Origin of the sequence: Yersinia sp. 2541 StPb PI (assembly GCF_052217145.1) — a bacterium.
In the GTDB taxonomy this organism is placed as follows: domain Bacteria; phylum Pseudomonadota; class Gammaproteobacteria; order Enterobacterales; family Enterobacteriaceae; genus Yersinia; species Yersinia enterocolitica_E.
Genome location: NZ_JAZGQB010000001.1, coordinates 1,953,940 through 1,974,780, shown reverse-complemented (window position 1 = coordinate 1,974,780; position 20,841 = coordinate 1,953,940). Strand labels below are relative to the sequence as shown.

Genomic DNA, 20,841 nt, shown 5'->3' with positions numbered 1-20,841 from the left:
AGTAACTGTACATATAAACAGTATAGTGTGAGTTGTCGGGGGGATGCAACAGTCATCTCCCCTTCGTGTAATTATTTCAATAAACGGGCTTTGCAGTTTTTGCCTTTAATCTTGCCTTGTTGTAATTGCTGTAAGGCACGTTTGGCACTGGCTTTACGGATTGCAACATAGGCATGGACTGGGAACATATCAATCTTACCGACGTCAGCAGCGGTCAGACCGGCCTCACCGGTTAAAGCACCCAAAATATCACCTGGGCGAATTTTTGCTTTGCGCCCACCATCAATGCATAACGTGACCATTTCAGGCTCTAGCATCGTGTTAGCACTACGGCTCACCTGTTCCGCCGGGGTCCATTTCAGTTTTATTTGCAGATAATCTTCAATGGCATGCGCGCGGGACATCTCTTGTGGTGTACACAAGCTAACCGCCAGACCACTCATCCCTGCCCGACCAGTACGACCAATACGGTGCACGTGAACCTCTGGGTCAAAGGCCAGCTCAAAGTTAACCACCAGCGCCAGATCTTTAATGTCCAGGCCTCGGGCTGCTACATCGGTTGCCACCAGCACACGACAACTGCGGTTGGCAAAACGCACCAGCACCTGATCACGGTCACGTTGTTCTAAGTCACCATGCAAAGCCAGCACACTGATTCCACGAGATTCCAATGCTTCATAGACACTTTGGCAATCTTTCTTGGTGTTACAGAAAACCACACAAGAACTCGGCTGATAATGACTGAGAACTGATATCAGTAGCGGCAAACGTTTTTCGCGGGTGGTTTCAAAGAACACCTGCTCAATGGCAGGAACTTCATCGCCATCATCAACTTCAACATTGATTGGTTGGCGTTGAACTCGCGCACTGATTCGTTCGATACCGACCGGATAGGTAGCTGAGAACAGTAGGGTTTGGCGCTGTGGCGGGGTATAGGCAATGACATCGTCGATGGCATCGGTAAAGCCCATATCCAGCATGCGATCAGCCTCATCCAATACCAGAATCTTAAGATCTTCCAGTACCAGTGTTTTCTTACGCAAATGCTCCTGAATACGCCCCGGCGTGCCCACAACAATGTGTGGCGCATGTACCAGTGAATCCAATTGATGCCCCATCGGTTGGCCACCGCACAAGGTCAGGATTTTAATGTTTTGCGTGAAACGGGCCAATCGGCGCAACTCTTTGCTGACCTGATCAGCCAATTCACGGGTCGGGCACAGTACCAATGCCTGGGTAACAAACTCACCGACCGCAATTTTATCGAGTAAACCAATACCGAATGCCGCAGTTTTGCCACTGCCGGTTTTGGCTTTCGCCCGGACATCCTGCCCGTTGAGGATTGCCGGTAAAGCCGCAGCCTGTACCGGTGTCATCTCGGTATAGCCAAGTTCATTAAGATTGGACAACTGCTCAGCAGGCAGCGTCAGGGAAGAAAAGGAAGTTGTACTCACGGCAGTAACTCTTATAACTGGATGGAATGGCAGCGACAGCCTGAAGGCAAGCGCAAGATTTTGGCGCGATAATACCAGAAATGGGGGCATTGCCGGAGTTAAACCGCAAAAAACAAACCAAATACGCAATGCGCTGCGCATATATTGATATCGACTCACTGCCATTCGCCAGATACGCAATCGTTTTCGTTGCCATTTTGCCGTATACTGGCGCTCGTAAAATTGATCGCGCGACAAATAAATGTGCAACTATCCCACTGATGTAGGTACCTAACTATGCTAACTATTGGAACCGCTCTGCGCCCAGGCGCTACCCGTGTCATGTTGCTTGGCTCTGGCGAGTTGGGTAAAGAAGTGGCTATCGAATGCCAAAGACTGGGGCTGGAAGTGATTGCCGTGGATCGCTATGCAGATGCACCCGCCATGCATGTTGCCCATCGCAGCCATGTCATTAATATGCTGGATGGCTCGGCGCTGAAACAGTTGGTCGAACAGGAAAAACCGCACTATATCGTGCCAGAAATAGAAGCTATCGCCACCGATATGCTGGTTGAACTCGAGATGATGGGCCAACGGGTCGTGCCTTGTGCCGAGGCAACCCGGCTGACGATGAACCGTGAAGGCATTCGCCGTTTAGCGGCAGAAACCCTGCAATTGCCAACCTCTAGCTACCGTTTCGCCGACACTGATAGCGCATTCCGTCAGGCCGTTAGTGAAGTGGGTTATCCCTGTATCGTTAAGCCAGTAATGAGTTCTTCCGGTAAAGGCCAAAGTCTGATCCGCAATGCAGGTCAACTGCAAACCGCCTGGGATTATGCCCAACAAGGTGGCCGCGCCGGGGGTGGCAGAGTGATTGTTGAAGGCTTGGTTCGTTTTGATTTTGAAATTACCCTGCTGACAATCAATGCTGTTGATGGCATCCATTTTTGTGCGCCTATTGGCCACCGTCAGGAAGATGGCGACTACCGTGAGTCTTGGCAGCCACAGGTGATGAGTGAGACCGCATTGGCGCGCGCAAAAGCGATCGCGTCTCAGGTGGTGAAAGCTCTCGGCGGTTATGGCTTATTTGGCGTGGAATTATTTGTTTGTGGCGATGAAGTGATTTTCAGTGAAGTGTCACCGCGCCCGCACGATACCGGCATGGTGACGTTAATTTCACAAAATATGTCTGAGTTCGCATTACATGTCCGGGCATTTCTTGGTTTCCCGATTGGCACTATCCGTCAATATGGCGCGGCCGCTTCAGCGGTTATTTTACCTGAATTGACCAGCCAGAATATTGCTTATCATGGCTTAGAAACTGCGTTGACTGGCGATACGCAAATTCGCTTATTTGGTAAACCTGACATTGCCGGCAAACGGCGTTTAGGGGTGGCGCTGGCCGTCGCTGATGATATCACTACCGCCATCGAAGTAGCGAAACGAGCCGCAGCGGCTGTCGTGGTCAGTGGGTAACCCTCAGCCCGTTCATCTGGTTATCCCATAAAAAACCCGCCAATTAACGGCGGGTTTAATCAGTTGCTATCCCGAGCTTATCCCTCGTACGGATCCTCAATGTCATCCGCATCTTGCTCATTATCACGGCGATAATCAGATTCATCATGATCATCAAAATCAGTATCTTCAAAGATAGCCATGGCTTGTGGATCATCTTGGTGCCGCTCACGGATTTCTGCGGCCACCAGTGCGATCGCTTCACCACTGCTCATACCTTCTGACATGAATTTGTGAATACGTTCGACAGCTTCTTGCTGTTCCTCATGGGAAAGTGAAGGCATACCCGCTAGCATTGATTCATCTCCAACATATAATTGATTAAGTATACCTGTTTATTCGGGTCTGCGGTGAATTGACTGCCCCAGACGACCCGCCCGCCAATTTATGCTAATCTTCCCTGCGGCGCGCTGCGAACTGCGTCATCGCGCCCCCAATATGTCCATCCGAAAGAAAAGAATAGTGACTCATGAGTGTGAAATCCCTGACCATCAAAGCCTTGCCTTATCAGCCTGACGCCCTGCTCCAACAATTTGCTCCACTCGCCAATCAAAGCTGGGCAATGCTGCTGCATTCGGGATTCGCAGAACATGCTCATAATCGTTTTGATATATTGGTCGCTGACCCGCAGGTAACACTCACCACTCGGGGCCTGCAAACGGAGATAATCAGCGCGCAAGGCCGAGTCTGCTCCCCGGCAGATCCCTTCTGTTTATTACAGCAGCAGCTCGATAAATTCGCCTTGCCACTGCCATCACACCCTGACCTGCCATTTCTGGGCGGTGCATTGGGGTTATTTGGTTATGACCTGGGCCGTCGAGTTGAGAAGTTGCCGACACTGGCCGAACAAGATATCGCATTACCGGATATGGCGGTCGGCTTGTATGACTGGGCGCTGATTGCCGACCATCATTTGCAGAAGCTGACGCTGGTGTGTCATGGGGATGCCGAGCAGCGCCTACTCTGGCTACAGCAGCAACAGAGTCCTAAAGCTCCCCAGTCATTCACACTGACCAGCCCATGGCAGGCCAATATGTCGCGGGCGGAATATGGCGAAAAATTCCGCCAGATTCAAGAGTACCTGCACAGTGGTGACTGCTATCAAATTAATCTGGCACAGAGATTCAGTGCTGAATATCAAGGTGATGAATGGCAAGCCTTTCTGTCGTTGAGTCGCAGTAATCGCGCACCGTTTTCGGCCTTTATCCGCTTGCCACACAACGCCATACTGAGTGTCTCGCCGGAGCGCTTTTTATGGCTGGAAAACCATCAAATTCAAACCCGCCCGATCAAGGGCACACTGCCACGTTTGGAGCTCCCCGAGCAGGACCGCTTGCAGGCTGAACGGTTAGCTAACTCACCGAAAGATCGGGCTGAAAATCTGATGATAGTGGACCTGCTGCGCAACGATATTGGCCGTGTGGCACAACCAGGTAGCGTGCGGGTGCCTGAGTTATTTGTTGTTGAGCCTTTCCCGGCAGTGCACCATTTAGTTAGCACCATTACCGCGACTCTGCCTGCTGAATGCCCGGCGACGGCGCTGCTTCGAGCCTGCTTCCCCGGTGGTTCAATAACCGGAGCACCGAAGATTCGTGCCATGGAGATCATCGAACAACTGGAGCCACAGCGGCGCAATGCCTATTGCGGTAACATTGGCTATATTAGTTGCTGTGGTACGATGGATACCAACATCACCATCCGCACGCTGTTGACCGAAAACGGCAAAATCTATTGTTCTGCCGGTGGAGGAATTGTGGCTGATAGCCAGGAGCAGGCTGAATATCAGGAAACATTTGATAAAATCGCCCGCATTTTGCCGCAACTGGAAATGCCTGGCGTTGAAAAAGACAGCTTATAAGCGAGCCATTCTGTGAGTGAATTATTTATCGGGCAAACTTTGTCTGAATTTATCAGCCGGTTTCAACTGCAACTGCCCCAAGCTGGCAGCTTTACGGCCAATAGCCACCATGCCGCGGTTTTAATTCCGATAATTTGTCGACCAGAGCCTACTTTACTGCTGACACGGCGCTCTGATCATCTGCGTAAACATGCCGGTCAGGTCGCCTTCCCCGGCGGCAAAGCAGACAGGGAAGACAGTTCACTGATTGATACCGCACTGCGTGAAGCGCAAGAAGAGGTCGCTATTCCTGCTTCGGCGGTACATGTCCTCGGGCAACTGGCGCCATTAGACAGTTCCAGTGGTTATCAGGTCACCCCGATTGTTGGTTTGATCCCCGCTAATATTGCCTTTCATGCTAATGAAGAAGAGGTGGCTGGTCTGTTTGAAATGCCCTTACACGAGGCGCTTAGCCTTTCACGCTACTATTCTCTGGATATCCATCGTGGAGGTGTCAATCACCGGGTCTATCTTTCTTGGTATGAGAGCCAGTTTGTCTGGGGCTTGACGGCGGCAATTATCCGGCGGCTGGCACAACAGGTGAGTATTTAATCTAAAACCATCACTCAAGCATGGGTAATGAGTGACACACCTCACAGCGTTGCCGCTAAAAAAGCTGAATTACAGCATAAAGCGATCCCTATCACCCCATCACATCGATTTTTACTCTACTTTCCTTGCACAACCATTTTAAAAAAACTGTAAACTGGCCTGTCAGCGTTATGAAATATCTGTAAAATAACATTCATCACTATAAACCACTAAAAATGTAAGGTTAAAACCTGATAGTGAGCGCCACTGATGTCATCCTAAGCTGCTCTCGATTTAGTTCGTGGGTGATAACACAGGCAGACACCATATGTAGTTAATTTCATATGGTTTTTGATCGTTTTTTAGCCCTAAATTGATCGTGATATGTAACTGTTGCGGCATCAAATCGATGCGGCTAACACCAGTAGGACCCAAATAAACAAGGGTCTGTGATGGCAATACTTCATGTATAAATATTTATCATGCGAAGTAACCTGCTGCTATCCACAGAACTCTTATACTTAATATAGATATTCTCAGTCACATTCATATGCACTGGGAATAACAAAATGCGTTGTTAAGGAGTTATAGCGTGATTAGCGTTTTTGACATGTTTAAGATTGGTATCGGCCCATCCAGCTCTCATACTGTTGGGCCAATGAAAGCTGGCAAGGAGTTTGCTGATTTGCTGGTGACTCAGGGCTTGATGCCATCTGTCACGCGTGTTGCCGTTGATGTTTACGGCTCACTCTCATTGACAGGGAAAGGTCATCACACCGATATCGCCATTATTATGGGGTTAGCCGGCAATATGCCTGACACCGTGGATATCGACAGCATCCCAGCCTTTATCCGTGATGTGGGATTAAGCCAGAAATTGATGCTTGCCAATGGGTTGCGTGAAGTTGATTTCCCACGGGAAGGCGGAATGGTGTTCCGCAGCGATAATCTGCCACTGCACGAAAATGGCATGCAAATCCACGCCTTTGCCGGTGATGAGAAAGTGCTGAGCAAAACTTATTATTCAATCGGTGGGGGTTTCATCGTTGATGAAGAGCATTTCGGCAAAGCTGCGGTAAATGCCGTCAGCGTGCCCTATCCATTTAATTCTGCTGAAGAAATTCTGGCAAACTGCAAGCAAACCGGCATGTCTATCTCCGGTATGGTGATGCAGAATGAGCTGGCGATGCACAGCAAAGAAGAGATTGAAGCCTATTTCACCGCTATCTGGCAGACCATGCGCGCCTGTATTGATCGCGGTCTGAACACCGAGGGCGTATTACCGGGTCCTCTGCGTGTACCGCGCCGTGCCTCCGCATTGCGCCGCCTGCTAGTCTCTTCCGATAGCCTGTCCAGTGATCCAATGAACGTTATTGATTGGGTCAATATGTTTGCACTGGCAGTTAATGAAGAAAATGCGGCTGGCGGGCGTGTTGTTACCGCGCCAACCAACGGCGCTTGCGGTATCGTCCCCGCAGTGCTGGCATATTACGACCACTTTATTGAGCCGGTCACCCCGGAAATCTTTATCCGCTATTTCCTGTCATCAGGTGCTGTCGGTATTTTGTACAAGATGAATGCCTCTATTTCTGGCGCTGAAGTAGGCTGTCAAGGTGAAGTGGGCGTTGCCTGCTCAATGGCAGCCGCAGGTCTGGCTGAATTACTGGGTGCCAGCCCAGAAAAGGTCTGTATTGCCGCTGAAATTGGCATGGAACACAATTTGGGGCTGACCTGTGACCCGGTTGCCGGCCAGGTACAAGTGCCTTGTATTGAACGTAATGCCATCGCATCAGTAAAAGCCATTAACTCTGCACGTATGGCGATGCGCCGCACCAGTGATCCACGCGTCTCCCTCGATAAAGTTATCGAAACCATGTTTGAGACCGGTAAAGATATGAATGCCAAATATCGCGAAACATCCCGTGGCGGTCTGGCTATCAAAGTGCAATGTAATTAATTTCGTTTATAAGTGATGCCTTGATCAATAAGGGGAGCCGAAGCTCCCCTTTTCTTTGATGGTAAATGCTGTAATTACCGCACTGTGGGCAAAGATTTAAAACCTACGCCGTTACGATCTGAACGGCGTGTTGGCCCAGGCACTTCAGCAATTTGATAATTACCGGTTTTACTCTTCCAGTTCGTTATTCAGTTTGGTGATTCGCACTAACTCGATACGGTAATCCGAAACCTCCATAATCTCAAAACGCAGGTTATGCAGTTCAACCACATCCCCGGCGGTTGGCATATGGCCTGAGTGAGACAGCAGCATCCCGGCGAGTGAGGCATAATCGGCGGTCGGACTTACCAGTTCGTGACAGTCCAGAGCCTGTTCCAGAGAGTGTAAATCCGCGCCTCCTTTCACCAACCAGCCATCACCGTCAGTGATAATGTCTGGTGTTTCATCTTCATCCGGGAACTCACCGGCAATGGCTTCCAACACATCAAGTGGTGTTACCAGACCCTGTACCACACCAAATTCGTCATTGACCACCACTAAGCGGCCTTTTGCTTTGCGTAATACACCCAACAGATTAATCACGTCCATGGTATCGGGTACCACAATCGGTGGCGTTGTCGCCGCAAACTCACAAATAGAGTCACCTCGCTCAATGGCAACTAACAGATCTTTGGCGCGAACCACGCCGATTATCTGATCCAATGAATCACGACAAACCGGGAACAAACTGTGTGGTGTATCTAAGAGCTGCTCACGGATCTCCTCTTGTGAGCGATTACAATCGACCCAGGATATCTCTGTCCGTGGTGTCATCACACTACGCATCGAGCGGGATGCCAATGTCAACACACCACTTATCATATAGCGCTCTTCTTGTGCAAATGCCTCGGTAGGTATCATCTGTTGCGAGTCACCATTTTGTGGTTCCTGCTGCTGACGCCCCCCCATCAAACGAATGATGGCTTCAGCCGTGCGCTGGCGTCTTGGCAAACGTGACTCATGCTTAATGAAGTTACGGCGCGCAATCTGGTTAAACAGCTCAATCAGAATAGAGAAGCCAATGGCTGCGTACAGATAGCCTTTCGGAATGTGGAAACCAAAGCCTTCAGCAATCAGACTCAGGCCAATCATCAGCAAGAAGCTCAGACACAGCACCACCACCGTAGGGTGGGCATTGACAAATCGGGTCAGTGTTTTCGATGCCAACAACATCACGCCCATGGCGATGACAACCGCAGTCATCATAATCGCCAAGTCATTCACCATCCCCACCGCAGTAATCACTGCATCGAGTGAGAATACAGCATCCAGCACCACAATCTGTGCCACTACTGCCCAGAAGCTGGCATAGCCTCGATTGGCACTGTCATCGTGCTGGTTACCCTCCAGCCGTTCATGTAGCTCGGTGGTGGCTTTAAATAGCAAAAACAGCCCCCCCACCAGCAAAATAAGGTCGCGTCCCGAGAAACTAAAACTGCCGACACTAAACAGTGGTGTCGTCAGCGTGACCATCCAGGAGATGACCGACAACAGCCCCAGGCGCATGATCAGCGCAAGCGACAGCCCGATGATTCGCGCTTTGTCTCTTTGTTTGGGGGGGAGTTTATCAGCCAGAATGGCAATAAAGACCAGGTTATCAATACCCAGAACAATTTCCAGCACCACCAGTGTCAATAACCCTGCCCAGATTGAGGGGTCCATTAGAAATTCCATGTCAGACTCCGAAAATAAGAACACGATTTAGATGATGTGCGCACTGCAACAGATACAGCAAAACGCCGTAGCACGGTTGTCAGTATAGATACGCAGAAAGATTGGGTGAGATTATACGCAGCAAAGGTGCGTGATTGAGTAACCAGATTTAAACCCACTGGTTGGGTATTAACGCTAAATAAACAGTAACTTCGGTGACAGTCCATAGGGAGAGCTGAGGCCCTTAACTCCTGACAATTAATAGAGCCGTTAACTTTATCAGGATTTTTTTTATCAGCATAGGGGGATTTATTACCTGACCCACGATAAACAGTCATCTCCTCACCTTAAGGTTCATCATCAGCCGCGATTCTATTTTTCTATACCTGAAATTTATCCCTCACCGAAAAGTGGTTATGAATCAATTTTTATATCGATTACACAAATAGTTAACACAAAAAGTCTAATATGACGCTAGCAGCCCAACTGAATACATCAATGTCGTTTATATAACTGTCGATTAATTACCCAAGTAAGCTAAATCATTCATAACATGTCCGAATAAATGAACAGCGTCACATAATTTATTTTTTCACTGACTAAAATAAATCACATCCAACAACATTAAGCGGCCTACTTGAATCGATTCATTTGTGTTGCGAATAAATCATCAGCAGTACGCTGATATTGTGACTATCATAATAGATTCAATGTATACCGAAATGCTGTGGGTGATTACTGGATTTTCTGTTACGTGCTAGGACTCAATTCTGAGTTAACAGAGGGGGTAGCGAGTGAGTATAGCTATTATCATCGGCACACATGGGGCTGCGGCAGAACAACTGCTGAAAACAGCTGAAATGATTTTAGGCGAACAAGCTAACGTCGCTTATATCGATTTCGTCCCCGGTGAAAATGCCGAAACGTTGATTGAGAAATACAACGGTAAATTGACCGGGCTTGATACCAGCAGTGGTGTTCTATTCCTGGTTGATACCTGGGGTGGTAGCCCGTTTAACGCTGCCAGTCGTATTGTTACTGATAAAGAAAATTATGAGGTCGTTGCCGGGGTTAATATCCCGATGCTGGTTGAAACCTTTATGGCTCGTGATGATAACCCATCATTTGCTGAATTGGTTAAAATCGCGGTGCAAACCGGTCGTGAGGGAGTTAAAGCATTAAAAACCGTCGAACCTGATGTGGCTACCACTCAACCGCAACCCCCTGCCGCTACACGTAAAGTCGCGGCCCCAGCCGTCGCTTTAGGCCCCAATGATCATATGAAGATTGGGTTGGTGCGTATTGATGACCGCTTAATACATGGTCAGGTTGCCACCCGCTGGACCAAAGAAACTAACGTAAATCGTATTATTGTCGTCAGCGACGAAGTTGCTGCTGACAAAATGCGCAGTACGTTGCTAAAGCAAGTTGCTCCTCCCGGCGTCACCGCGCACGTCGTTGATGTTGAAAAAGCGATTCGCGTCTATGACAACCCGAAATATGCCAAAGACAGGGTCATGCTGTTATTTACTAACCCAACTGACGTCGTCCGTGTGGTTGAGGGTGGTGTAGACATCAAGTCAGTCAATATCGGTGGTATGGCATTCCGTCAGGGTAAAACCCAGGTGAATAATGCGGTCTCCGTTGATGAAAAAGATATTGAAGCTTTTAATAAATTAAATGCCCGTGGTATTGAGCTGGAAGTTCGGAAAGTCTCTTCGGATAGCCGACTCAAGATGATGGATTTAATCAGCAAACTTAATAAATAGCTTTATTAAAAACTACGTAGAAAGGTAATGCCCTGTTCTGTTTGGAACACGGTTATTTTTACTCAGCTTTTTTGGTCATAGGAGAAGTACAATGGAGATCACAACTCTTCAGATTGTGCTGATATTCATAGTTGCATGTATCGCCGGGATGGGTTCCATTCTGGATGAGTTCCAATTTCACCGTCCCCTGGTCGCCTGTACTCTGGTAGGTCTGGTTTTAGGTGATATGAAAACCGGTATTATTATCGGTGGTACTTTGGAGATGATCGCTCTCGGCTGGATGAACATCGGGGCCGCAGTAGCGCCTGATGCCGCGTTAGCCTCGATTATCTCTACTATTCTGGTTATTGCAGGTGGCCAAGACATCGGTGCAGGTATCGCACTGGCTATTCCGCTAGCAGCAGCCGGTCAGGTATTAACCATTATCGTCCGTACCATTACTGTGGCCTTCCAGCACGCCGCCGACGGAGCCGCCGAACGTGGCAGCCTACGAGCGATAACCTGGATCCACATTTCAGCCCTGTTCTTGCAGGCGATGCGTATCGCTATCCCTGCCCTGATCGTTGCCCTGTCTGTTGGGACATCTGAAGTTCAGATGCTGCTCAGTTCGATTCCTGATGTGGTTACCAGTGGCCTGAATATCGCCGGTGGTATGATCGTCGTAGTAGGTTACGCCATGGTTATCAACATGATGCGTGCCGGCTACCTGATGCCATTCTTCTACTTAGGTTTCGTGACCGCCGCATTTACCAACTTCAACCTGGTGGCATTGGGTGTTATTGGTGTGGTTATGGCCCTTCTTTATATCCAGCTCAGTCCTAAATACAACAAGTCTCAGGTTGTACAGTCTGGCCCGTCCAATAATGACCTTGATAACGAATTAGACTAGGAAAAGGTGAGAGAAATGGTTGATACAACAACTGTGCTTGATAAAACCACAGCGACTGGTGAAAAGAAACTCACGCCTGCTGATATTCGCGGGGTGTTTATCCGCTCTAACCTTTTCCAAGGGTCGTGGAACTTCGAACGTATGCAGGCGCTGGGGTTCTGCTTCTCAATGGTGCCGGCGATCCGTCGTTTATACCCTGAGAACTCGGAAGAGCGTAAGCAGGCAATCAAACGTCATTTGGAATTCTTCAACACCCAACCTTTCGTTGCCGCGCCAATTCTGGGCGTAACACTGGCGATGGAAGAGCAGAAAGCCAATGGTGCCGAGATTGACGATGCGGCAATTAACGGGATCAAAGTCGGTCTGATGGGGCCGCTGGCAGGTGTCGGTGACCCAATATTCTGGGGTACTGTGCGCCCGGTGTTGGCAGCTCTTGGTGCCGGTATCGCAATGAGCGGCAGTTTACTTGGCCCATTGCTGTTCTTTGTACTGTTTAACCTGGTACGTTTGCTGACCCGTTATTACGGTGTGGCCTATGGCTATAAAAAAGGCGTCAATATCGTCAGCGATATGGACGGTGGCCTGCTGCAAAAACTGACTGAAGGGGCGTCTATCCTCGGCCTGTTTGTTATGGGGGCCTTGGTTAACAAGTGGACCCACGTCAACATACCGGTGGTGGTTTCCAAGATAACCAATCAGAATGGTCAGACCACAGTAACTACGGTGCAAACCATTCTTGACCAGTTGATGCCAGGTTTGGTGCCATTACTGTTAACGTTCGGCTGTATGTGGCTATTACGTCGTAAAGTTAACGCGTTGTGGATTATTATGGGCTTCTTCGCCATCGGTATCTTCGGTTACTGGATTGGCTTCCTGGCACCTTAATGTTCTGATTAGATTTGGTAAAAACCGGGGGTTTACTCCCGGTTTTTTTTAGGATAGATACCAATACCCAATAGATTTCAAAGTGCAGGAAGGTGGCAGCAACACACCTGTGGTTTGAAAGATGATGGGGATGTATCTCTTGGGAGTTGTTGCATGTCGGTTACTGATCTCGTTTTAATTGTTTTTATCGCCCTACTGCTCGCTTATGCTATTTATGATGAATTCATCATGAACATGATGAAAGGGAAGACCCGGCTGCAAGTTCACTTAAAACGTAAAAGCAAAATCGACTGCGCCATCTTTGTCGGACTGATAGCTATCCTCATTTACAATAATGTCATGGCGAATGGTGCACCGTTAACCACCTATTTATTAGTGGGTTTAGCGCTCATTGCGGTTTATATCTCTTATATCCGTTGGCCCAAATTATTATTTAAAAATACCGGTTTCTTCTACGCTAATGCTTTTATTGAATATAGCCGAATAAAAAGTATGAATTTATCTGAAGATGGAATTTTAGTCATTGATTTAGAGCAGCGCAGATTATTAATCCAGGTTAAACAATTAGATGACCTAGAGAAAATCTATAATTTTTTCCTTGAAAATCAATAACAAAACAACATCCTTGGGAAATAGGTCTATTGAGCGCCTACTCAACTGATTAATTTCCCAGCAAGACTCTTGTCTCTTATCCTGCTTATTCCCACATTGTTATCGATGTTTATATGTACTATTTCGCACAAAAATCTCGATAATGAAAATCATTATCAGTAATAGTAATTTGTCTTATTATCTTTGGGGTTGTCGATATAATAATTTATATGTTAAGGTTGCGCCGTTCATGGGGAGTAGCCGGTTTCTGTGCAATTGTACCTAACGTAATTGAAGGGTATTTATTGATAAGCAGAAACGCCCGTATCAACATACTCGTTTCATCTATTGAAACGTGGTACGGGTAGCCAGGTAAGGTTGGCGAGACCATAGACACGTAGCTCCGTCGTTAGGTTGGGGGTGGGTTACGTGTATATGGAGCCGCCCGGCCGAGTTTATTGCTATGAATCTATCTGCAACTCTTATCCTTGCTTTTGCTATGTCTATGGATGCATTTGCTGCATCTATTGGTAAAGGCGCCAGTCTACACAAACCCCGTTTTCGAGAAGCACTACGTACTGGCCTTATTTTTGGCGTAATAGAAGCTATCACCCCACTCATAGGTTGGTGTATCGGCCTGTTCGCCAGTCAATATATTCTGGAATGGGATCACTGGATTGCTTTCAGTCTGCTGTTTATTCTTGGTTGCCGCATGATTTTTGAGGGTGCGAAACAACAAGTTGCAGAGACTGAAAAAATGCGCAGCCACAGCTTCTGGGTTTTGGTCATGACCGCAATTGCTACCAGCCTTGATGCTATGGCAATTGGTGTCGGTTTAGCCTTCTTACAAGTGAATATTGTCCACACCGCCATGGCGATCGGTCTGGCGACCATGATTATGGCTACCTTAGGTATGCTGATTGGCCGTTATATTGGCCCATTATTGGGTAAGCGTGCCGAAATCATTGGTGGGATAGTCTTGATAGCGATCGGCTTTAATATTCTGTATGAGCATATCTATCGGGTCGCTTAATGGCTAAAACACGTCTATTCTGCCGATAAAATCATTGGGCAAAAATAAACCCCGCATTCAAAGAATCGCGGGGTTTATTATGGTTCCGATGCCGCTTAGTAAACGGGCATCAACCTCTGATTAGAAGTCCATGGAAACAGACAGTTTTAGCTCACGCGGATTACCTTGGTACATATAAGTACCGGTATCTTCAACCGACTCCCAGTAACGTTCGTTGGTCACGTTCTCGAGATTTGCACGCCAGATCAGATTGGTCTCTTTCAGCGGCATGGTGTAACGCATGCCCAGATCCAGACGGGTCCATGGTTTTAGTTTTAAGGTGTTTTCCTGGTTAGCATACTGCGAACCAGAACGTGTGACAGTACCAGTAGCCGTCAAACCTTCTACTGCTTTAATATCGTACTCACCGCCAAACACTAACTGATAGCGAGCCACACCCACAGCATAATTACCATTATTTTGACTGCTTTGCGCTTCGGTCAGTATCGGGTCCAACCACACGGCACTACCTAACAGACGAGTACCAAATACCGGTTCACCGAATACGTTCAGTTCAACGCCGCGGTTACGCTGTTCACCACCCAAGGCGTAGATATTGGTTGTTGCATCAATGGCACCGGCAGGTCTGGTGATTTCAAACAGAGCCAAGGTACCGCCATAGCGCTTGTTATCGAATTTCACGCCAACTTCATTCTGTTTAGCATGAATAATACCGGTAACATTACCCGCATTGGCGGTATACCAAGGCGCGACCTTCCCCGGCGATAATGCTTCAATGTGGTTAGCATACAGGGAAACATTTTCCCACGGTTTAACCAGCAAGCCATATACCGGTGTCACTTTCATGGCATCTTGCACGTTTTTACTGTCTGGTACACCACTGTCAAAATTGCGAATAACCACTTCCTGACGGCGCAGCCCCAGCATCAACTGCACTTTATCATCCATTGCCGACAGGGTATCCGACACCGAGATGCTACTGGCCCGAACCTGACTGTTTAGTGTTGGGTCTTGATTAGGGCTAGCAAAAGCAGTTGGGGGGAATGGGATTACCCCTGGGTTATAGATATTGGTGTCTACTGGTCCTGACATATTCCAGGCAGATTTAGCCGTTCGGTAGTTAGCGGCATAACCGAGATTCATCTTATGGGTTACTGGGCCGGTTTCAAAATGACCACGAATCCCCCCTAAACCAGCAATAGAGTCCGAAACATAAGGCACATACAGACGGCTGATGGTGGCGTTGCCATTATTATCAGTCAGCGTTGGTGAGCCATATTGCCCGGTTTCGTCATTGTGGCTGGCACCGAGGGTACCGTATACCGTCCAGTTCTGGCTTAAATCATACTCACTACGCAGCATACCGAAGGTGGTTGCCATATCGGTATAGACCCACTGCTGACCATAGTTTAAGGTGGCTGCCGGTGGTTCTGGAATCACCGTCGCACTACCAATGGCAACATCAGTACGCATACCGTGAACGGTTTGTTTTTGATATCCAATATCTAAAGAAGTACGGGCGCGGTCACCACGGTAATCTAAACCGGTTGAGAGTGCGGTCGTGCGCTCGTTCTGATCATGAATCGCCGTTTCGCCTTCGCGGTGCAGCACATTAACCCGCACACCGAATTGGTCATTGTCACCAAAGCGGCGACCGACATCCAACGCACCACCAACCTTGGCAGAAGAAGTATAATCCACACTAACACGCGTCAATGGAGTATCACCGGCACGTTTAGGCTCCAGGTTAATCATCCCTCCCACACCGCTGCCGCTCGGCGAAATACCGTTTACAAATACGTTCGGGCCTTTAAACACTTCAACTCGCTCGACCATACTGGTATCAACCACCTGACGTGGCAGTACGCCGAACAGACCGCCGAACGAGATATCATCCCCATCGAGATTAAAACCACGAATACGGAAGTTCTGTGAAGCATTACCGTAGCCGCGCACGTTCTGTACTGAAGCATCGTTTTTGACCACATCAGCCAGTGTCCGCGCTTGCTGGTCTTCTACCAATTTAGATGTGTAGCCAATCACGTTAAAAGGTACGTTGCGCGCATCTTGCTGCCCCAGGAAGCCAATACGCCCACCGTTAGCTACCTGACCGTCCAGATAGGTTGGAATAAGATCATTACCACCGGCACGGAAGGTCTCTTGCGTCCCGACCACGGTAATAGTATCCGTTGTTTTGCTGCTATCAACCTGAGTGGCATCAGCTGTTGTGCTAGCCTTTTTGCTGCTTTCAGCCGTATTGTCTGTGGCTGTTGCTGCCCATACAGATGCAGACAAAGTCCCTAATGCCGCACCGATCATCACGCACAAAAGACGTGGTGCAAGCCGCTTCTGATTTGCGCGGGTAGAGATAGTTTGATTCATCGTGTTGATGCCCCTGAAGTTTGCAATTTTGTTAATAATGAGAATGCTTATTATAAGGATTCAGAATTATCCTGATAACAGTTGCCGATGCAAGCATTTCTGCACTTCTGCGGGGTTATTTTTTGTATCGTGAAAAAATTAGATCAGTTATGTAATGAACATGATCTCGGTCGGTAATCTTATGGCCCCAAATGAGGGGAAATGATTGCGTAAATTACTTTTATATACGACCAGACTAATTTCCCCTTCCCTACTTAAGTCAATTTTTATGGGTTATTCACGCCACCCCCTATTATTAATAAGGCGATTTATTCTTTCTCCCTGTTATATTGACATCAGTTCCTTACCTGAAGTCCCGTAATGACAGGCTTGATAAGCGTAACCCTCATATCCATTACAATTCTTATCGTGTATTTATTTCTGGTAAGAAAATTCTCATTACCTAATTTCATCTGTTAGCGATAGACTGCTACATTACTTTTACCGCAATAACAGATTAACCCTTCTGGCTCTCGATCCGCTCAGCCAAAGGTGGCTGAATATTAATTCAAGGAAATACAGGAATGGCTTTGCATCCAGCATCATTTGACGATCATATTTTCCGGCTCTTGATTGAAGCCGTTGATGACTACGCCATATACATCATTGATGCTCAAGGACATATCCTCACTTGGAACAGTGGCGCAGAACGCAATGCCGGTTACGCTAGCGAAGAAGTTATTGGTCAATCTTTCGAACTGTTTTATACCCCAGAGGATTTGGCGAACAAATTACCGACCAAAGGGCTGCAACATGCCAATCAGTTTGGCCACTATGAAACCCAGGGCTGGCGGGTGCGTAAGAATGGTAAACGTTTTTGGGGTAATATTACGCTGAGTGCGCTGCATGATTCAGACCATATTTTGCAGGGATTCGTCCATGTTACCCGCGACTTGACGGATAAATGGCAGCGCGAAAATGCGCTGCGAAAGAGTGAGGAACAGTTTCGTCATCTGATCAGTGAAGTTGAAGACTATGCTATTTACATGATCGATACTCATGGCCGAATTCTCACCTGGAATAAAGGTGGAGAACGGAATGAAGGCTATACCAGCGATGAAATAATCGGTGAACATTTTGCGTTGCTGTTCACACAGGAGGATATTTCTGCTGGGGTGCCGGAGAAATCACTCGCCAAAGCCACCGCAGAAGGTAATTACCAGAGCGAAGGCTGGCATGTGCGCAAAAACGGTATTCGCTATTGGGCCAGTGTAGCAATTAACCCAATGCATGATGACAGTGGCAAACTGTTGGGATTTACCAAAATTGTCCGTGATCTCACCGAGCGTCGTCAACGAGAAGAAGCACTGCGCATCAGTGAAGAGCGTTTTCGCTTAATGGTTGATACTGTTGAGGATTACGCTATTTTAATGCTTGACCCTTGGGGCCGGGTCAGTACCTGGAACCACGGTGCTGAACGGAATATTGGCTATGCCAGTAATGAGATAATTGGTCAGCATTTCGGTTGTTTCTTTTTACCCGAGGATATTGCCGCCGGGTTACCGGAGAAGTTGCTGAAGACCGCAGCATCGACGAGTCGAATGGAGCGTGAGGGCTGGCTGGTTCGCAAAGATATGACGCGCTACTGGGCAGTGACAGTCATAACAGTAGTCCATGACAATAATGGGAAACTTCTCGGTTATGCCGAAATAATCCGTGATATGAGTGAGCGCAAACAACGCGAAGATGCACTGCGCGCCAGTGAGGTCGCGCGTTATGAAGAGCGCGAGCAACTGCATCGGGTGTTGTCATCTATCCAGGAGGGGATTATCTCCCTCGACACAGAAGGCCGTGTGGTACTGATGAACCCCAAAGCCGAAGAGATGACCGGGCGTAGCCAAAATGAATCCTGCGGTTTGCCTATTGAAGACGTTTTTATTTTGTGGTCTCCGTTGCAAGATAAAAATCAGTTACTTGCCTTCAATCAGTGTTTGGCCGAGGGGCGCAATACCTTATTACCAGAAGGCAGCCAGTTATTATCAAGCCAAGGAGAACGGCAAGAGATTCGCTGTTCTGCCTCGCCGATCCGCGATCGTGACAATATACTCACTGGCGCGGTCGTGGTATTTCAGGATGTGACTCGCGCCCGCCATGCACAGCGCGAACTGCAATATCAGGCCAATCATGACATGCTAACTGGCCTGATTAATCGGCGTCGACTGGAAGAGCGGCTCACCCAGTCAATCAGCCAATTGGGGGATAACGAGCAGCATATCCTCTGTTATGTCGATTTAGACTATTTCAAAGATGTTAACGATACCGCAGGTCATGAAGCTGGGGATATGGTGCTGAGAATGGTGGCACAAACCATGCAACAAGCCGTTCGTGAAAATGACATTGTTGCCCGTTTAGGTGGCGATGAGTTTGCTATCGTGTTGTTTAATTGTCAAAACAAGCCTGCAACAGACATTCTGGAATCTGTGGTTGCCGATATTGCCGCCATCCAATTTCATTGGCACGGTCAATCGTATACATTTACCGCAAGTCTGGGCGCCGTCCCGCTAACTCGCCAAACTGAGAATGCCGCACAAGCCATGCGTCAGGCAGATATCGCCTGTTATGCAGCAAAACACGCAGGCCGTAACCGGCTATCACTCTCACTCTAAACCCTTCTTGTCTGGGTGGCGATGACTGCCACCCACTCATCAAATTGACCAATCATCAGAAGCGCATTAACTCAATCGCCCTTAATGACACAATTTTATCAGGGTTATTGGTTTGTATGTCGCGCAATTAGACTTTGGTCAAAATATCGCTGTCAGTGCTGTGCTATATAAAGATAATCATCTTATAGCTTGGAACAAATAGATATGCCGTACTTTACGGTTAGTGTTGTTTTGCATAATGCAGTGGAAGGCGATTACGAGTCACTTAATAAGAAAATGATTGATGCCGGCTTTACCCGCCTTATTGGTCGGGAAAAAGTCTATAAATTGCCTGAAGGGGAATTCAATTATGGCAGTGGCACACTAAACAAACAAGAGGTCGCTGATTTAGCACTAAAAATTGCCGAGGAGGTACGGTTCATACCCTCTATACTGGTGACTGAATCCGGTGGTCGAACCTGGCGAAACTTAGATCTTAAATAAACCACTTCAGTAAAATATAAAAAAACCATGAATTTGACTTAAGTTAATTAATGATTCTACACCAGGGAATGTCACACTATAAATATATTAAAATAATAATGAGAGTTTACCTTAGGGGAGTTAGCTAATATTAAGGTATTGGTGATTTTTAAAAATCAAATCTGGATTGATATAATTTATATAAGACTCGTGGCCCGAACACTGTCAGGCCAACGCTAACAGCATAGACTATTGGTCACTGCTCACGGCTGCAATTTCAGCCGTAGGCTCTTCTCTGCGGCGGTGCAACGCAATGACAAAGTCAGTTTCACAGATAAATGCCTGCCGCGCAGCCAACTCCTGCCCCATTTCGATTGATGCCCGCCAGGCAAAAGGGGTCATCTGCAATAAATTAAAACTCTGCTTACCCGGAAGTTTCATTTCATAAGCCAGTTTTTCGCAACTCAGCAAGTCAAACCCCTCAAGGTGCTCTTGTGCATCACCGTGGAGTTGTACTTCTGGGTAGATCAGTGCTTTTAACTGATAGAGATGACGCGGCCCAGGGGCAACAGTAACCACAATCCCGCCAGGTTTCACGGTACGTGATAACTCCGCCGCTTTGCACGGTGCATAAATCCTTAATACCGCATCAAGCGAGTTATGGGCAAAAGGTAAGCGATGGCTGGAAGCTACACAGAAGCTCACCTGTTGATAGCGCTTTGCGCCATACCTTACGGCGACTTTTGCCACATCTAAACCGAAAACAGCCATTTGACGCCGCCGATTTAACCTATCTGCCACAGCGCCGGTGTAATAACCTTCACCACAACCGATATCCAGCAACATGGTGGCATCCAGTGGTAACGCTGCATCCAGAAGCTCGCAGACCCGCTGTTGCAAGGGCTGATAATATCCCGCATCAAGAAATGCCCGCCGGGCCTGCATCATCTCCGGGCTATCTCCTGGTTGTTTCGATCCCTTGTGCTGCACTGGCATCAAATTGACGTAACCCTCTTTGGCGCAATCGAACTGATGATTATTGCTGCAACGCCACTGCTGCACGCTAAGCTGCAAAGCCTGATGACAAAGGGGGCACTGATAAGACATGGTTGATTTCCAGATGACAGACAAATAACCGCCAGAATCGCGGACAGACACGG

General features: G+C 47.9%; 16 protein-coding genes and 1 riboswitch. Of the genes, 11 read left to right on the top strand and 5 right to left on the bottom strand.

All coding sequences use genetic code 11. The features are described 5' to 3' along the window. Nucleotides 1–71 precede the first annotated feature (71 nt). Nucleotides 72–1,454 (bottom strand): ATP-dependent RNA helicase DbpA, encoded by a 1,383-nt coding sequence (gene dbpA / locus V1953_RS08695; protein ID WP_083158601.1) that lies wholly within the window; start codon nt 1,452–1,454, stop codon nt 72–74. Between the two features lie 276 nt (nt 1,455–1,730). Between dbpA and purT the strand changes: the two genes are divergently transcribed. Continuing rightward, complete coding sequence (purT, locus tag V1953_RS08690; RefSeq protein WP_083158599.1) at nt 1,731–2,909, top strand: formate-dependent phosphoribosylglycinamide formyltransferase; 1,179 nt, start codon at nt 1,731–1,733, stop codon at nt 2,907–2,909. A 77-nt stretch (nt 2,910–2,986) separates the two neighbouring features. Here the strand turns inward: purT and V1953_RS08685 are convergent, their stop codons facing one another. Next, nucleotides 2,987–3,244 (bottom strand): YoaH family protein, encoded by a 258-nt coding sequence (locus tag V1953_RS08685; RefSeq protein WP_083158598.1) that lies wholly within the window; start codon nt 3,242–3,244, stop codon nt 2,987–2,989. A gap of 173 nt (nt 3,245–3,417) precedes the next feature. Here V1953_RS08685 and pabB point away from each other — a divergent pair, with 173 nt between their 5' ends. The 3 genes from pabB (at nt 3,418) to V1953_RS08670 (ending at nt 7,333) form a co-directional block, all read left to right on the top strand. Beyond that, nucleotides 3,418–4,806, top strand: a complete 1,389-nt coding sequence (pabB, locus tag V1953_RS08680; protein ID WP_083158597.1) for an aminodeoxychorismate synthase component 1 — start codon at nt 3,418–3,420, stop codon at nt 4,804–4,806. A 12-nt stretch (nt 4,807–4,818) separates the two neighbouring features. Then, complete coding sequence (locus tag V1953_RS08675; protein WP_083158596.1) at nt 4,819–5,397, top strand: CoA pyrophosphatase; 579 nt, start codon at nt 4,819–4,821, stop codon at nt 5,395–5,397. Between the two features lie 571 nt (nt 5,398–5,968). Then, nucleotides 5,969–7,333 carry an L-serine ammonia-lyase gene (locus V1953_RS08670; protein WP_083158595.1) on the top strand — a complete coding sequence of 455 codons (1,365 nt, stop codon included), beginning with the start codon at nt 5,969–5,971 and terminating at the stop codon, nt 7,331–7,333. Nucleotides 7,334–7,501: 168 nt separating this feature from the next. Here the strand turns inward: V1953_RS08670 and V1953_RS08665 are convergent, their stop codons facing one another. Continuing rightward, nucleotides 7,502–9,046 carry a TerC family protein gene (locus V1953_RS08665; protein ID WP_083158594.1) on the bottom strand — a complete coding sequence of 515 codons (1,545 nt, stop codon included), beginning with the start codon at nt 9,044–9,046 and terminating at the stop codon, nt 7,502–7,504. 773 nt (nt 9,047–9,819) lie between these two features. Between V1953_RS08665 and manX the strand changes: the two genes are divergently transcribed. From manX to mntP, 5 genes are all read left to right on the top strand, one after another. Then, nucleotides 9,820–10,794, top strand: coding sequence for a PTS mannose transporter subunit IIAB (gene manX, locus V1953_RS08660; protein ID WP_442850831.1), 975 nt, complete (start codon nt 9,820–9,822; stop codon nt 10,792–10,794). Nucleotides 10,795–10,885: 91 nt separating this feature from the next. Further along, nucleotides 10,886–11,683, top strand: coding sequence for a PTS mannose/fructose/sorbose transporter subunit IIC (locus V1953_RS08655; protein ID WP_004701713.1), 798 nt, complete (start codon nt 10,886–10,888; stop codon nt 11,681–11,683). A 15-nt stretch (nt 11,684–11,698) separates the two neighbouring features. After that, nucleotides 11,699–12,568, top strand: coding sequence for a PTS mannose transporter subunit IID (locus V1953_RS08650; RefSeq protein ID WP_083158592.1), 870 nt, complete (start codon nt 11,699–11,701; stop codon nt 12,566–12,568). A gap of 153 nt (nt 12,569–12,721) precedes the next feature. Next, nucleotides 12,722–13,180: a DUF986 family protein gene (locus V1953_RS08645; RefSeq protein WP_083158591.1), complete on the top strand. Its 459-nt coding sequence runs from the start codon at nt 12,722–12,724 to the stop codon at nt 13,178–13,180. A 219-nt stretch (nt 13,181–13,399) separates the two neighbouring features. Continuing rightward, nucleotides 13,400–13,612, top strand: a riboswitch (yybP-ykoY riboswitch). Between the two features lie 10 nt (nt 13,613–13,622). Beyond that, nucleotides 13,623–14,192 carry a manganese efflux pump MntP gene (gene mntP, locus V1953_RS08640; RefSeq protein WP_083158590.1) on the top strand — a complete coding sequence of 190 codons (570 nt, stop codon included), beginning with the start codon at nt 13,623–13,625 and terminating at the stop codon, nt 14,190–14,192. A 120-nt stretch (nt 14,193–14,312) separates the two neighbouring features. Here mntP and V1953_RS08635 read toward each other — a convergent pair whose 3' ends face one another. Next, nucleotides 14,313–16,574, bottom strand: coding sequence for a TonB-dependent receptor (locus V1953_RS08635; RefSeq protein WP_193784645.1), 2,262 nt, complete (start codon nt 16,572–16,574; stop codon nt 14,313–14,315). Nucleotides 16,575–17,137: 563 nt separating this feature from the next. Between V1953_RS08635 and V1953_RS08630 the strand changes: the two genes are divergently transcribed. Further along, nucleotides 17,138–19,219 carry a PAS domain S-box protein gene (locus V1953_RS08630; RefSeq protein ID WP_372569265.1) on the top strand — a complete coding sequence of 694 codons (2,082 nt, stop codon included), beginning with the start codon at nt 17,138–17,140 and terminating at the stop codon, nt 19,217–19,219. Between the two features lie 204 nt (nt 19,220–19,423). Beyond that, the gene (locus tag V1953_RS08625; protein ID WP_083158588.1) at nt 19,424–19,702 is read left to right on the top strand and encodes a hypothetical protein; all 279 of its coding nucleotides are present in this window, start codon (nt 19,424–19,426) and stop codon (nt 19,700–19,702) included. A 228-nt stretch (nt 19,703–19,930) separates the two neighbouring features. Here the strand turns inward: V1953_RS08625 and rlmA are convergent, their stop codons facing one another. Next, the gene (gene rlmA / locus V1953_RS08620) at nt 19,931–20,788 is read right to left on the bottom strand and encodes a 23S rRNA (guanine(745)-N(1))-methyltransferase (RefSeq protein WP_083158587.1); all 858 of its coding nucleotides are present in this window, start codon (nt 20,786–20,788) and stop codon (nt 19,931–19,933) included. Between the last annotated feature and the right edge of the window lie 53 nt (nt 20,789–20,841).